This window comes from Cellulosimicrobium composti (assembly GCF_010287905.1).
In the GTDB taxonomy this organism is placed as follows: Bacteria; Actinomycetota; Actinomycetes; order Actinomycetales; family Cellulomonadaceae; genus Cellulosimicrobium; species Cellulosimicrobium composti.
This window is the reverse complement of the sequence record NZ_JAAFAN010000018.1, coordinates 1-13798: the sequence shown is the minus strand read 5'-3', so window position 1 is coordinate 13798 and position 13798 is coordinate 1. Positions and strand designations below refer to the sequence as shown.

General features: G+C 75.2%; 12 protein-coding genes. 5 read left to right on the top strand and 7 right to left on the bottom strand.

Annotated elements, in window-relative coordinates; all coding sequences use genetic code 11:
* Positions 1-132: 132 nt before the first annotated feature.
* The 6 genes from GYH36_RS07260 to GYH36_RS07235 form a co-directional block, all read right to left on the bottom strand.
* On the bottom strand, positions 133-585 hold the full coding sequence (locus tag GYH36_RS07260) for an RbsD/FucU domain-containing protein (protein WP_024838901.1): 453 nt from the start codon (positions 583-585) through the stop codon (positions 133-135).
* A gap of 4 nt (positions 586-589) precedes the next feature.
* A complete protein-coding gene (locus tag GYH36_RS07255; RefSeq protein ID WP_162289504.1) occupies positions 590-1480 on the bottom strand; it encodes a fumarylacetoacetate hydrolase family protein in 891 nt (296 codons plus the stop codon).
* 18 nt (positions 1481-1498) lie between these two features.
* Positions 1499-2539: an aldo/keto reductase gene (locus GYH36_RS07250; RefSeq protein ID WP_162289503.1), complete on the bottom strand. Its 1041-nt coding sequence runs from the start codon at positions 2537-2539 to the stop codon at positions 1499-1501.
* The gene (locus tag GYH36_RS07245) at positions 2536-3315 is read right to left on the bottom strand and encodes an SDR family NAD(P)-dependent oxidoreductase (protein ID WP_162289502.1); all 780 of its coding nucleotides are present in this window, start codon (positions 3313-3315) and stop codon (positions 2536-2538) included. The genes GYH36_RS07250 and GYH36_RS07245 overlap by 4 nt, the downstream gene beginning before the upstream one ends.
* A complete protein-coding gene (locus GYH36_RS07240; RefSeq protein ID WP_162289501.1) occupies positions 3312-4292 on the bottom strand; it encodes an amidohydrolase family protein in 981 nt (326 codons plus the stop codon). Before GYH36_RS07240 ends, GYH36_RS07245 begins: the two co-directional genes overlap by 4 nt.
* A gap of 288 nt (positions 4293-4580) precedes the next feature.
* Positions 4581-7148 (bottom strand): ATP-dependent Clp protease ATP-binding subunit, encoded by a 2568-nt coding sequence (locus tag GYH36_RS07235; RefSeq protein ID WP_024838906.1) that lies wholly within the window; start codon positions 7146-7148, stop codon positions 4581-4583.
* A 281-nt stretch (positions 7149-7429) separates the two neighbouring features.
* Between GYH36_RS07235 and GYH36_RS07230 the strand changes: the two genes are divergently transcribed.
* The 3 genes from GYH36_RS07230 to GYH36_RS07220 all read left to right on the top strand — a co-directional run bounded on the left by GYH36_RS07230 (position 7430) and on the right by GYH36_RS07220 (position 9534).
* On the top strand, positions 7430-8074 hold the full coding sequence (locus GYH36_RS07230) for a hypothetical protein (RefSeq protein WP_024838907.1): 645 nt from the start codon (positions 7430-7432) through the stop codon (positions 8072-8074).
* A gap of 160 nt (positions 8075-8234) precedes the next feature.
* A complete protein-coding gene (locus GYH36_RS07225) occupies positions 8235-9173 on the top strand; it encodes a universal stress protein (protein ID WP_115941962.1) in 939 nt (312 codons plus the stop codon).
* Between the two features lie 28 nt (positions 9174-9201).
* The gene (locus GYH36_RS07220) at positions 9202-9534 is read left to right on the top strand and encodes a cupin domain-containing protein (RefSeq protein ID WP_024838909.1); all 333 of its coding nucleotides are present in this window, start codon (positions 9202-9204) and stop codon (positions 9532-9534) included.
* Positions 9535-9602: 68 nt separating this feature from the next.
* On the opposite strand, the gene GYH36_RS07215 is transcribed toward GYH36_RS07220, so the two are convergent.
* Positions 9603-10094 carry a hypothetical protein gene (locus tag GYH36_RS07215; RefSeq protein WP_034603108.1) on the bottom strand — a complete coding sequence of 164 codons (492 nt, stop codon included), beginning with the start codon at positions 10092-10094 and terminating at the stop codon, positions 9603-9605.
* A gap of 99 nt (positions 10095-10193) precedes the next feature.
* On the opposite strand from GYH36_RS07215, the gene GYH36_RS07210 reads away from it, so the two are divergent.
* Together GYH36_RS07210 and GYH36_RS07205 are read left to right on the top strand one after the other, a co-directional pair.
* Positions 10194-11246 carry a LacI family DNA-binding transcriptional regulator gene (locus GYH36_RS07210; protein ID WP_115941961.1) on the top strand — a complete coding sequence of 351 codons (1053 nt, stop codon included), beginning with the start codon at positions 10194-10196 and terminating at the stop codon, positions 11244-11246.
* 133 nt (positions 11247-11379) lie between these two features.
* The gene (locus tag GYH36_RS07205) at positions 11380-13737 is read left to right on the top strand and encodes a heavy metal translocating P-type ATPase (protein ID WP_312028538.1); all 2358 of its coding nucleotides are present in this window, start codon (positions 11380-11382) and stop codon (positions 13735-13737) included.
* Positions 13738-13798 lie beyond the last annotated feature (61 nt).

The window sequence follows — 13798 nt, the reverse complement described above, 5'->3', positions numbered from 1 at the left end:
GTTCTACCGCAGACATCAGATGCATTTCAAGACTTCGCCCCATCTCTGCCCAGGTCTCGCGCCCGATTCGCGACCTTACGGCGACCGTGAGCGTTTCAACATCTGATGATTCGCCCATCAACGGCCTGTTCATCAGACCTGGCGGACCCCGATCGTGAGCAGCAGGTTCGCGTACACGCGCTGGTCCCCGGTCGCCACGAGGAGCGCGACGTCGTCGCCGCGCGCCGCGTCGTAGAACGCGGGTCGGTCGAGGTCCTGCCACGTCGCGGACGGCGCCGCCGCCGCGAGCGCGTCCCGGTACCCCGCGTGCGCGGGCACCCGGGCGCCGGCCGGGAGCACGTCACCGGCGGCGCCGGACGGCGCCATGACGGCCGCCGACTCGACCGGCACCGCGCCGAGCAGCACCTCGAGCACCTGGTCGACCGTGACGAGTCCGGGCCGCAGGTTGAGGTGCACGCGCGCCGCCCCGGCGCGCACGCCCGTCGAGTGCGGGTAGTTCGCGTCCGCGAGCAGGACGCGCGCCCCGTGCCCCGCGGCGGCGAGCGCGCCGATCAGCTCCGGGTGCAGGAGAGGGAAGCGCAGCACGCCGTCACTCCGCGGCGACGGCGGCGCCCGCAGCACGGACCGGGACGTCGGCGTCGGCCACGGCGTGCCGCTGGCGGCCGACGCCCTCGATCTCGACCTCGACGACGTCGCCGTCGCGCAGGTACGGGAAACGCCCGGAGAGGGCGACGCCCTGCGGCGTCCCGGTGCAGATCAGGTCACCCGGCTCCAGCGCCATGTACTGCGAGAGGTGCCACACGAGGTACGCGACGTCGAAGATCATGTCCGCCGTCGTCGAGTCCTGACGGGGCTCGCCGTTCACCCACGAGCGCAGGCGCACGTCGCGCGCGTCGAGCTCGTCCGCGGGGACGAGCGCCGGGCCGGTCGGCGCGAACCCGGGCCCGCACTTGCCCTTGGACCACTGCCCCAGCGACTCGTCGAGCTGCCACGCGCGCTCGCTCACGTCGTCGACGGCCGTGTACCCCGCGACGTGCGCGAGCGCGTCCTCCGGCGAGGCGAGGTAGCTCGCACGGCGCCCGACGACCACCCCGAGCTCGACCTCCCAGTCGAGCCGCTCGGCGCCCGGCGGCACCGGGAGCGTGTCGTCGGGCCCGACCACGGTGTTCGGGTGCTTGAGGAAGACGATCGGCGTCGCCGGGGGCTCGGCGCCCGACTCGGCGGCGTGCGCGGCGTAGTTCTGCCCGATGCACACGACCGCGGCGGGCCGCGCGATCGGCGCCCCGCGGCGCAGGCGGTCCGCGCCGTCGAGCACGGGCAGCGCGCCCGCGGCGAGCGCCGCCCGCACGCGCGCGACGCCGTCCGCCGCGAGGAACGCCCCGTCGACGTCGGCGGTCAGGGGCCGCAGGTCGTAGGTCGTGCCGCCCTCCGCGACGGCGGGGATCTCCTGGCCGGCGGGGCCCAGGCGGAGCAGGTGCATGCGGTCGTTCCTCTCGGGTCAGGGGGTGAGCGCGTCGCGCGGGGGCGCCGCGTCCTCGGGGAGCAGGCCCGCGCGCACGAGCGCGTCCCACAGGTCGTCCGGCACGACGGCGGTGTGCCGCGCGTACGCCTCGCGCACCTGGCCGGGCGTCCGGAGCCCGACGACGGTGCTCGCGACGGCGGGGTGCGGCCGGACGTACGCGAGCGCGGCCTCGGGCAGGGTCACACCGTGCTCGGCGCAGACCGCGGCGATCCGCCGGGTCCGGTCGAGGAGCGCGGCGGGGGCCTGCGCGTAGTCGTACGTCGCGTCGTCGGGCGGCACGTCGCGCGCGAGCAGGCCGGAGTTGTAGACGCCCGCGACGACGACGGCGGCGCCGTGCTCGACCGCCGCGGGCAGGAGGTCGGCGAGCGCCGGCTGCTCGAGGAGCGTGAACCGGCCCGCGCACATGACGACGTCCACGTCCCCGGTGCGGACGAACCGCGCGAGCATCGCGGACTGGTTCATCCCGGCGCCGATCGCCCCGACGACGCCTTGGTCGCGCAGGTGCACGAGCGCGGGCAGCGCCTCGTGCACCGCCGCGTCCTCGTGGTCGTCCGGGTCGTGGAGGTAGACGACGTCGACCCGGTCGAGCCCGGTGCGCGCGAGCGTCGCGTCGATCGAGCGCAGCACGCCGTCGCGCGAGAAGTCCCACACGCGGCGGTGGTCCGCCGGGACGTCGAAGAGGTCCGGGTCCCTCTCGTGCGCGGTCCCCGGCGACGGGACGAGGAGCCTGCCGACCTTGCTCGACACCACGTACTCGTCGCGCGGGCGGCCCCGCAGCGCGGCCCCGAGACGCCGCTCGGAGAGGCCGAGGCCGTAGTGCGGGGCGGTGTCGAAGTACCGGACGCCCAGGTCCCACGCCGCCTCGACCGCGGCCGCCGACTCCTCGTCCGTCGTGGCGCGGAAGAGGTTGCCCGCCTGCGCGGCGCCGAACCCGAGCGACGTGAGCCGCACGCCCGTGCCCCGCACCTCGCGCGTCGGGAGCGCGCCCGCCGACGCGTCCGCCGTCCCGCGCGTCACGACGCCGCCGGCGGGCGGACCCGGAGCGTGTGCATGCCGCCGTCGACCGCGAGCGCCGCACCCGTGGTCGCCTCCGCGAGCGGGCTCGCGAGGTAGCACACGGCGTGCGCGACGGCTTCGGGGCTCACGAGCCGGCCCGTGGGCTGGCGCGCCTCCAGCGCGGCGCGCTCGGCGACGGGGTCGTCGGCGGCGTCGAGCAGGCGGCCGACCCACGGGGTGTCGACGGTGCCGGGGTTCACGCAGTTCACGCGGATCCCCTCGCGCACGTGGTCGGCGGCCATCGCGAGCGTGAGCGCCTGGACCGCGCCCTTGGACGCGGAGTACAGCGCACGCGACGGCAGGCCGGTCCACGCGGCGATGGAGCACGTGTTGACGACGGCCGCGCGGTCGGACGCGCGCAGGTGGGGCAGCGCGGCGCGCGTCACGCGCACGGTCCCCAGGACGTTGACGTCGAGGACGCGCAGCCACTCGGCGTCGTCGTTGTCGGCGACCGTCCCCTGCGCGCCGATGCCCGCGTTGTTGACGACGACGTCGATCCCGCCCATCGCGGCGGCCGCGCTCTCGACGGCGGCGCGGACCGCGGCGTCGTCGGTGACGTCCGCGACCTCGGCACGGGCGCCGTCGGGCACGCCGTCGGGCGTGCGGTCGAGCGACGTGACCGCCGCACCGCGCGCGAGCATCGCGGTGACGATCGCTGCTCCGATGCCGGAGGCGCCGCCGGTGACGACGGCGCGCACGCCGTCGAGCTCGCGGGTCGTGCTCGTGGGTGCTGTCACGGGTGGCTCTCCTCGGTCTGGGGGACGGCGACGGGGGCGTCGGCCGGGTCGGTGAGGTGGTAGACGCGGCGCGCGGTCCCGGCCCACACCGCCGCGCTCTCGGTCGGCGTGAGCCCGGCGAGCAGCACGCGCAGCGTCTCGAGCCAGCGCCCGTAATCGCTCGCGAGCAGGCACACGGGCCAGTCGGACCCGACCATGAGCCGGTCCGGGCCGAGCATGTCGAGCGCGTGGTCGACGGCGGGCCGCAGGTCGGCCGGCGTCCACGCGTCCCAGCGGGCCTCGGTGACGAGGCCGGACAGCTTCGCGGTGACGTTCTCGTGCGCGGCGAGCGCCGCGAGGTCCGCGCGCCACGCGACGAGCACGTCGCGCGGCGTGCCGGGCGCGGCCGCGGCGTCGAGCCGGGGCTTGCCGAGGTGGTCGAGCACGAAGCGCACGTCGGGGAGCGCGGCGACCAGCCGCGCTGCGGCGGCGAGCTGGTGGTCGCGCAGGACGAGGTCGAACGCGAGGCCGGCCGCCCCCACGGCGGCGATGCCGCGCCGCACGTCGGCGCGGTCGAGGTAGTCGGGGTCGGGCTCGGCCTGGACCATGGTCCGCACGCCCACGAGGTGCTCCCCGCCGGGGCCGGCGCGCAGCGCGGCGAGCCGGTCGGCCAGGTCGGGCGCGGTGAGGTCGGCCCAGACGACGGCCCCCGCGAGCCGCGCGGCGCGACCCTCGGGCGACGCGCACGTCGCGAGCAGCTCCTCGGACTCGGCCCAGGCGCTCGCGGACTGCACGACGACGGTCGCGCGGACGCCGTGCGCCGCCGCGGGGAGGTCCGCGGGCTCGAAGTCCCGGTCGATCGCCGCCATGGTGTCCGGGTCGATCCAGTCCTGGGGCGTGCGCGCGCGCACCCAGAGGTGGTGGTGCGCGTCCACGACGTCGTGACCGGTCACCGTCGTCCTTCCCGTCGCGTCGAGCCGCCCTGGCTCCGGATTCATCCAATCTATCGTACACAGGAGGGGCGATATGTGCGGCGCTGCGAGCAGATCGCCCCTGCCCGGGCATCAGTCATCGGACATCACGAAGGGCTCGGCCATCAGACCGAGCCCTGTGGCGATGATCGATCCTGCGTGTTACGAGGCTAGATCTGTCATGTTCCGCTGTCCAGGGTCGGATCCCGTGCTCGTGGGCACCGGGAACGACGACGGGCCCCGACCCTCCCTCAGGAGGATCGGGGCCCGTGTGTCAGGCGGTGCCGGTGGACCGGCTGCCGGTCCAGCGGCGCGTCACTCGGCGCCGGCCTGCAGCTCGCCCGTGGGGGGCAGGTCGCGGACCGAGACGCCGGTCGGGGCGTCGAGCGCGGCGGCCGCGCCCACGCTCACCGGGCCGCGGTCGTGCTCGCCCTTGGGGACGCCCCGGAAGGTGAACTCCCCGAGCAGGCCCTCGCCCTCGGCGTCGACCAGCACGATCTCGCCGGCCTTGAGCTCGCCGAACAGGATCTTCTCGGAGAGCACGTCCTCGATGTCGCGCTGGATCGCGCGGCGCAGCGGACGAGCACCGAGGACCGGGTCGTAGCCCTTCTCGGCGAGGAGCTGCTTCGCCGGCTGGGTGAGCTCGATGCCCATGTCCTTGTCCCGCAGGCGGGCGTCGAGACGGGCGATCATGAGGTCGACGATCTGGATGATCTCGTCCTGCGAGAGCTGCGGGAAGACCACCACGTCGTCGACGCGGTTGAGGAACTCGGGGCGGAAGTGCTGCTTGAGCTCCTCGTTGACCTTCGCCTTCATGCGCTCGTAGGACGTGACCAGGTCGCCGCCGGCGTTGAAGCCGGTCTGGACGCCCTTGGCGATGTCCCGCGTGCCGAGGTTGGTCGTCATGATGATGACGGTGTTCTTGAAGTCCACGACGCGGCCCTGCGAGTCGGTCAGACGACCGTCCTCGAGGATCTGCAGGAGCGAGTTGAAGATGTCCGCGTGGGCCTTCTCCACCTCGTCGAACAGGACGACCGAGAACGGCTTGCGCCGCACCTTCTCGGTGAGCTGGCCACCCTCGTCGTACCCGACGTAGCCGGGGGGCGAGCCGAACAGCCGCGAGACGGTGTGCTTCTCGGAGAACTCCGACATGTCGAGCTGGATGAGCGCGTCCTCGTCACCGAAGAGGAACTCGGCGAGCGCCTTGGCCAGCTCGGTCTTCCCGACGCCGGTCGGGCCGGCGAAGATGAACGACCCACCCGGGCGCTTCGGGTCCTTGAGGCCCGCACGCGTCCGGCGGATGGCCTGCGACAGCGCCTTGATCGCGGCCTCCTGGCCGACGACGCGCTTGTGCAGCTCGTCCTCCATGTTGAGCAGGCGGCTGGACTCCTCCTCGGTGAGCTTGAAGACCGGGATGCCCGTGGCCATGGCCAGGACCTCGGCGATCAGCTCCTCGTCCACCTCGGCGACGGTGTCCAGGTCACCGGACTTCCACGCCTTCTCCTTGTCGGCGCGCTTCGCGGTGAGCTGCTTCTCCTTGTCGCGCAGGCCGGCGGCCTTCTCGAAGTCCTGCGCGTCGATCGCGGACTCCTTCTCGCGGCGCGCCTCGGCGATCTCCTCGTCGAGCTCCTTGAGCTCCGGCGGGGCCGTCATGCGGCGGATGCGCAGGCGCGCGCCCGCCTCGTCGATGAGGTCGATCGCCTTGTCCGGGAGGAACCGGTCGTTGATGTACCGGTCCGCGAGCGTGGCCGCCGAGACCAGCGCGGAGTCCGTGATGGACACGCGGTGGTGCGCCTCGTAGCGGTCGCGCAGGCCCTTGAGGATCTCGATCGCGTGCGGGAGGGACGGCTCGGCGACCTGGATCGGCTGGAAGCGGCGCTCCAGGGCCGGGTCCTTCTCGACGTGCTTGCGGTACTCGTCGAGCGTCGTCGCGCCGATCGTCTGCAGCTCGCCGCGCGCGAGCATCGGCTTGAGGATGCTCGCGGCGTCGATCGCGCCCTCGGCGGCACCCGCCCCGACGAGCGTGTGGATCTCGTCGATGAACAGGATGATGTCGCCGCGCGTGCGGATCTCCTTGAGCACCTTCTTCAGGCGCTCCTCGAAGTCACCGCGGTAGCGCGAGCCGGCCACGAGCGCGCCGAGGTCGAGCGTGTAGAGCTGCTTGTCCTTGAGCGTCTCGGGGACGTCGCCGCGCACGATGTCCTGCGCGAGGCCCTCGACGACGGCGGTCTTGCCGACGCCGGGCTCGCCGATGAGGACGGGGTTGTTCTTGGTGCGGCGGCTCAGCACCTGCATGACGCGCTCGATCTCGAGGCTGCGCCCGATCACCGGGTCGAGCTTGCCCTCGCGCGCGGCCTGGGTGAGGTTGCGCCCGAACTGGTCGAGCACGGCCGACCCCGACGGCTGGCCCTCGGTGGGGCCGCCCGCGGCGACGGGCTCCTTGCCCTGGTAGCCGGACAGGAGCTGGATGACCTGCTGACGCACCTTGTTGAGGTCGGCGCCCATCTTCGTCAGGACCTGAGCGGCGACGCCCTCGCCCTCGCGGATGAGGCCGAGCAGGATGTGCTCGGTGCCGATGTAGTTGTGACCGAGCTGCAGCGCCTCGCGCAGCGACAGCTCGAGCACCTTCTTGGCGCGCGGCGTGAACGGGATGTGCCCGCTCGGGGCCTGCTGGCCCTCGCCGATGATCTCGGTCACCTGGGTGCGGACGCCGTCGAGGGAGATCCCGAGGGACTCCAGCGCCTTGGCCGCGACACCCTCGCCCTCGTGGATGAGGCCGAGGAGGATGTGCTCGGTGCCGATGTAGTTGTGGTTGAGCATCCGCGCCTCTTCCTGGGCGAGGACGACGACCCGACGGGCTCGGTCTGTGAATCTCTCGAACATGTGCTGCTCCTCGTGAGCGGCGTACACCTGCCCGCCGGACGACGGGTACAAGCCTGACCGCATTGACTCTATGCGGTTCGAACGAGCCGTACCCCCTCCGTATGCCGTTGTTCGCCAGGGGCGTGAAAGAGGGGTCGGGCCGTGACCTGGCGACGCCCGCCGCGACGCCGTCCGCGCAGATCACCCGCCCCGACACGCGCCGGGGGCGTTGACCCGGGACCGCACCGCGGGCAGGCTCGGGAGTGCGCGCCGCACGGACGGCCAGAAGGGTGGCGAGAGCGATGCACCAGCCGGACCAGCAGCCGGAGGAACCGGCACCGGGAGCCGACGAGCGCGAGACGCGCACGGGGAGCACGCCCGTCACGTGGGAGCAGGTCGTCGCCCGCTTCGAGGGCGTCGTCGCCGAGGTCGACGACCCCCTCACGTGGGGCCTCGACCTCGACGAGGAGACCCTCACGGGCGCGGCCCACGGCGCGCACGACCCGGCGGAGGAGCGGTTCCTGCGCTCCTACGTGTCGTTCACGGGCGAGACGCTCGACGTCGAGACCCTGCGCGTCCTCGCGGCGCACGACGAGCAGGCCGAGGACATCGTCCGCACGGCGCTCAGCGGGGCGCTCGCCGCGCCCCTGCACGCCGACGACCCCGCCGACGACGACTTCCTCGACTCCTACCAGGAGTACCGCGCCGCGATGCGCGCCATCGTCGAGGAGGTCGACGTCGCGCACGTCGCCCGCACGACGTTCGCCGTCGACGGCGAGCCCTGCGCGTGCCTGCACGTCGCGGTGCGCGAGCACGCCGCCGTGTACGTGCCGCTCGAGGACCGCGCGCTCGTCGTCTCCGGGCCCTCGGACCTGCTCGCGCGCGTCGACGTCGTGACGCGCCCGCTGCGCAACATCCTCCAGGACGAGGCCGAGCCCCGGTTCTGACGAGCCGGTCGGGTCCGCCGCCCGCGCGCGCCCGACGCCGTCCCGGGCCGATCGTGCCGCCGCGGTCTACTGTCGAGTCAGCACCGGCGCGGACGACGGCGCCGGCACGGGTGGTTCACCGGCGGCGCGCGCCGTCGGCCGACCGGGCGGAGGTGACGCGATGCGCGGGGTGATCGTCGGGGTCGACGGGTCCGAGGAGTCCGGCGGCGCGCTGGACTGGGCCCTGCGCGAGGCGGCGGACCGCCACGCACCGCTCACGGGGGTGCTCGCGTGGGAGTCGCGGCAGGGGGCCGAGGCGGACGTCGCCGAGGAGAAGCGGGCCCTCGTCCAGGACTGGCTGGAGGCCGCGCGCACGCGCACCGGCCTGGGTCCCGACGCCGTCACCACGGCCGCCGTCGCGGAGCGCGGCAGCCCCGCCGCCGTGCTGCTCGCCGCCGCCCAGCCGGGCACCGCCCGGGCGACGGACGACGAGGTACGCCCCGCACGCGACGACACCGACGACGCCGAGCTCCTCGTCGTGGGCCGCTGCGGCCGGGGACGCCTCGGACGCATGGTCCTCGGCTCGGTGCCGACCGCCGTCGTGCAGCACGCGACCGTCCCCGTGACCGTCGTGCGCGGCACGCCCGAGGTGCGCCACGACCACGCGCGACCGGTCGTCGTCGGGGTCGACGGGTCCTCGACCTCCGTCCACGCGCTGCGTCACGGCGCGGACGTCGCGCGCCGGACCGGTGCGACGCTCGAGGCCCTGTTCTGCTGGCAGATCGTCTCGCTCGCGCCCCTGCCCGACTCGTGGGGCTGGACGCCGCCGCTCGACGACTACGAGCGGTTCGCCGCGCAGAAGCTCGACGCCGCGCTCGACGCCGCGGGCGTCGACCTGCCCGACGACCGCGTGGTCCGCAGCGTGCGGCACGTCCAGGCCGCGAAGGGGATCATCGAGGCGTCGTCGCACGCCGAGCGGATCGTCGTGGGCAACCGCGGCGTCGGCGGGTTCGACCGGCTCCTGCTGGGGTCGGTGAGCCGCCACGCGATCGAGTACGCGCACTGCCCCGTCACCGTCGTGCGCCCCCCGGACGCGACGCACCCCTCGGGCGCGGCATGATGGGACTCCCCGACAGGTCGGAGCCCCGATGACGAACGTCGACCTTCTCACCGACGCGCACCTCACGAACGCCCGGAGCGCGCCGAACGGGCGCAGCGCCGAGGTCGTGCTGCACGACGGCCCGCTGCGCCAGACGATCCTCGCGCTCCGCGCGGGCGTCGAGCTCGGGGAGCACAACTCGCCGCCCGCGGCGTCGATCCAGGTGCTGCGCGGGCGGGTCCGCGTGACGGCGCTCGGCGAGGGCGACGTCGAGCTCGGCGCGGGCGAGCTGCGCGTGCTCACGCACGAGCGGCACGCCGTGAGCGCGCTCGACGACGCCGCGTTCCTGCTCACGACCGTGACGAGCGTCCCGGGCTCCTGACGCGCCGCCGGTCGGCGGCGGACCGCCCGCTCGACGGGACTCGGCGCCGGGCCGCCCGCGCGACGGGATCAGCGGCGGACGGCCCACGCGGCGAGAGCGAGAGCGACGGCGTCCTCGGCGACGGCGCCCGGCCAGTCGGGCCGCCGGCCCACCGCGAGCCTCCGCCACGCCGCGCCGCCCCACGTACCCACCGCGGCGCCGGCGGCCCCGGCCGCAGCGGCTGCCACGACGCCGAGGCCTCGCGTGCGTCGCCCGGCCACCAGGACGCCGCCCACGGCGCCGGACGCGAGGCGGACGTAGGCGCCGGGCGGGTCGAGGCGGCTCGGCGTCGTGGGCAGCTTGTCGCCCACGAGCTCGCCCGCGACCGCCGCGCCGGCCACGGCCCGGACGAGGCGCCGCCGCCACGCCGGTCCCGCCCCGGGTCGGTCGCCCGCGCGACGTGCGAGCACCGGCGCCGCGACGCCGAGGCTGCTGCGCGACCCCGCGGCCGCGCCGATCGCGAGCGCCCGGGCGAGGGCCGCCGTCGTGCCGTGCGCAGGGGTGGTGTCGCCGGGCGTCATGGGTCCTCCTGCGGGGACGGTCGGGGCGGTCGTGCGTCGAACGTAACCTCTCCGCGCGCTGCCCACCCGGTGCGGGGGCCGCACCGCTAGCCTGGGGCCGTGCCCGGACCCACCCTGAGCGAGGTCGCGCGAGACGCCGGCGTCTCCCTCGCGACCGCCTCGCGCGCGATCAACGGGAGCGCGAACCGCACGGTGCGCCCCGACCTGCGGGAGCGGGTGCTCGCCTCGGCGCGCCGCCTCGGCTACTCGCCCGACCCGAGCGCGCAGGCCATGGCGCGCGGTCGCACGACGAGCGTGGGCCTCGTGGTGCACGACATCGCCGACCCGTACTTCTCGTCGCTCGCGGCGGGCGTCGCGGACGCGGCCGACCGCGACGGCCTCATCGTCACGCTCACGAGCACGCGCCACTCGCCGGAGCGCGAGCGCGCGTTCGTCGAGCTCATGGACCGCCAGCGCGCGCGGGCGGTCGTGCTCGGCGGCGGCCGGCTCGCGGACGACGCCGACGGCGCGCTGCGCCGCGCGCTCGAGAGCTACCGCTCCTCGGGCGGTGGCGTCTCGCTCGTCGGTCAGCCGCTCGGAGACCTGCCGGCGGTGCAGATCGCCAACGCGGAGGGCGCGGCAGACCTGGCGCGCGCACTGCACGGCCTGGGGTACCGGTCGTTCGGCGTGCTCGCCGGCCCGGCGGGACACCGCACCGCGGTCGACCGCGCCCGCGGCTTCACCGAGGCGCTCGCCGCGCTCGGCTCCCCCGTCGAGCCGGAGGCGATCGTGGAGTGCGCGTTCACGCGCGACGGCGGCCATCGCGGCATGGGCGAGCTCCTCGCCCGCGTGGGCCCGGGTGCGGGCGGTGCCCACGACGACGCCCCGCGCGCGGTCTTCGCGGTGAACGACGTCATGGCCGTGGGCGCGATGGCGGCGGCCCGCGACGCGGGGCTGCGCGTCCCGGAGGACGTCGCGGTGGCGGGGTTCGACGACATCGTGACGCTGCGCGACGTCACGCCCGCGCTGACGACCGTGCGCATCCCGCTCACCGAGGTGGGCGAGCGGGCCCTCGCGCTGGCGCTGGCCCCGTACGAGGAGGACGCGCCGCCGCAGCGGGTCGAGGTCCGGGGCACCGTCGTGCTCCGGGAGTCGACGCCCGCGCCGGGCTGACGCCGTCGGCCTGGAAATCGCTTCCCCCGGGCGGGACGCCTCCCGCCTCTTGACGCCTCGGGAATACTGCGGCACCTTGGGACGTAGATACCCCCAGGGGGTATCAGGACGCTCCGAAGACCAGGAGGACGACGTGGAGCACGACCACCGCACGGCCGGCACCGCGCGCGACGCCACGACGGCGAGCGGCGCGCACACCGAGGGCACCCCCGCACCGGGCACGCGCACCCACGCTCCGCACGCACCCGGCGGGCACGCGCACCACGCGGACGGTCACGGGACGCCCGGTCACGACACGGCGCACGCCCCGTCCCACGACCACGACGGGACCGGCCACGGGGCTCACGGCCACGGGACGACGAGCCACGGGTCCCATGACCACACCGCCGCGGGCCACGACGCGCACGGCGCGGGCCACGACGCTCACGGCGCGCGGCACGGCGGGCACGGCGGGGGCCACGGCGACCACGTCGGTCAGTACCGGCGCCTCTTCTGGGCCATGCTCGCGCTCGCGGTACCGACCGTCGCGCTGAGCCCGATGTTCGCGATGCTCCTCGGGTACGACCTCCCCGACGCGGCCTGGCTGCCCTGGGTGTCACCCGTGCTCGGCTCGGTGATCTTCCTGCGGGGCGGGCGCCCGTTCCTCACGGGCGCGGTCGACGAGCTCCGCGGCCGCACGCCCGGCATGATGACGCTCATCTCGCTCGCGATCACGGTCGCGTTCGCGTCGTCGCTCGGCGCGAGCCTCGGCGTGCTCGCGCCCGAGCTGGACGTGTGGTGGGAGCTCGCGCTCCTCGTCGTCATCATGCTGCTGGGCCACTGGCTCGAGATGCGCTCGCTCGCGCAGACGGCGTCGGCGCTCGACTCGCTCGCGGCGCTCCTGCCGGACGAGGCGGAGCGGGTCGCCGACGACGGCACGGTGACGACCGTCGCGCCGACGGACCTGCGCGTGGGCGACCTCGTGGTCGTCCGGCCGGGCGGCCGCGTACCCGCGGACGGCGAGGTCGCGTCGGGCGCCGCGGACGTCGACGAGTCGATGATCACGGGCGAGTCGCGCCCGGTGCGGCGCACGGTGGGCGACCCGGTCGTCGCCGGGACCGTCGCGACGGACGACGCGCTGCGCGTGCGCGTCACGGCCGTGGGCGACGACACCGCGCTCGCGGGCATCCAGCGGCTCGTCGCGGACGCGCAGGCGTCCTCGACGAGGACGCAGCGCCTCGCGGACCGCGCCGCGGGCTGGTTGTTCTGGTACGCGCTCGGTGCGGCAGCCCTGACCATCGGTGCGTGGCTCGTCCTCGGCTCGCCCGAGCAGGCGCTGATCCGCGCCATCACCGTGCTCGTCATCGCGTGCCCGCACGCGCTGGGCCTCGCGATCCCGCTCGTCGTCTCGCTCTCGACGGAGCGGGCCGCGCGCGCCGGCGTGCTCGTCAAGGACCGCCTCGCGCTCGAGCGCATGCGCACGGTGGACACCGTCCTGTTCGACAAGACGGGGACGCTCACGGCGGGCGAGCCCGTCGTCGTGCACGCCGCCACGACCGGCAGCACGACGGAGGACGACCTCCTCGCGCTCGCCGCCGCTGCCGAGGCCGACAGCCAGCACCCGCTCGCGCGGGCGATCGTCGCGCGCGCCGCCGCGACGCGTCTCGACGTGCCGCGGGCGACGGACTTCCGGTCGCTCACCGCGGTCGGGGTCGAGGCGACGGTCCGCACGCCGGACGGCCCGCGCCGCGTCGCCGTGGGCGGTCCCGCGCTGCTGGGCGAGCGCGGGCTCGACCCGCTGCCCGACGCCGACGCGTGGGCGGGCGACGGCGCGACCGTCCTGCACGTCGTCGTCTCCCCCGTTGCGGGTCCGGACGACGGCGGTCCGGACGACGACGGTCAGCGCGGCGAGGTCGTGGGCGCACTCGCGCTCGCGGACGCCGTCCGGCCGGAGTCCCGCGAGGCCGTGGACGCGCTGCACCGGCGCGGCATCCGGGTCGTCATGATCACGGGCGACGCCGAGCTCGTCGCCCGGTCGGTCGCGCGCGAGCTCGGCATCGACCAGGTCTTCGCGGGCGTGCGCCCGGAGGACAAGGACGCGAAGGTGGCCGAGCTCCAGCGCGGCGGGCGCGTCGTCGCGATGGTCGGCGACGGCGTCAACGACGCCCCGGCGCTCGCGCAGGCCGACGTCGGCATCGCGATCGGCGCGGGCACGGACGTCGCGATCGCGTCGGCCGGGGTGATCCTCGCGAGCTCCGACCCACGCGCGGTGCTCTCGATCATCGCGCTGTCGCACGCGTCCTACCGCAAGATGCAGCAGAACCTCTGGTGGGCGGCGGGCTACAACATCGCCGCCGTCCCGCTCGCCGCGGGCGTGTTCGCCCCGGTCGGGTTCGTCATGCCGATGGCGGCGGGCGCGATCCTCATGTCCGTCTCGACGGTCGTCGTCGCGCTCAACGCGCAGCTCCTGCGCCGCCTCGACCTCGACCCGGCCCGGCTCGCCGCCCGCTGACCGGGGTCCCCCGCCGAGCACGGGGTGGGTGTCTTTATCGGGCGTAAAACGACAGCAACCC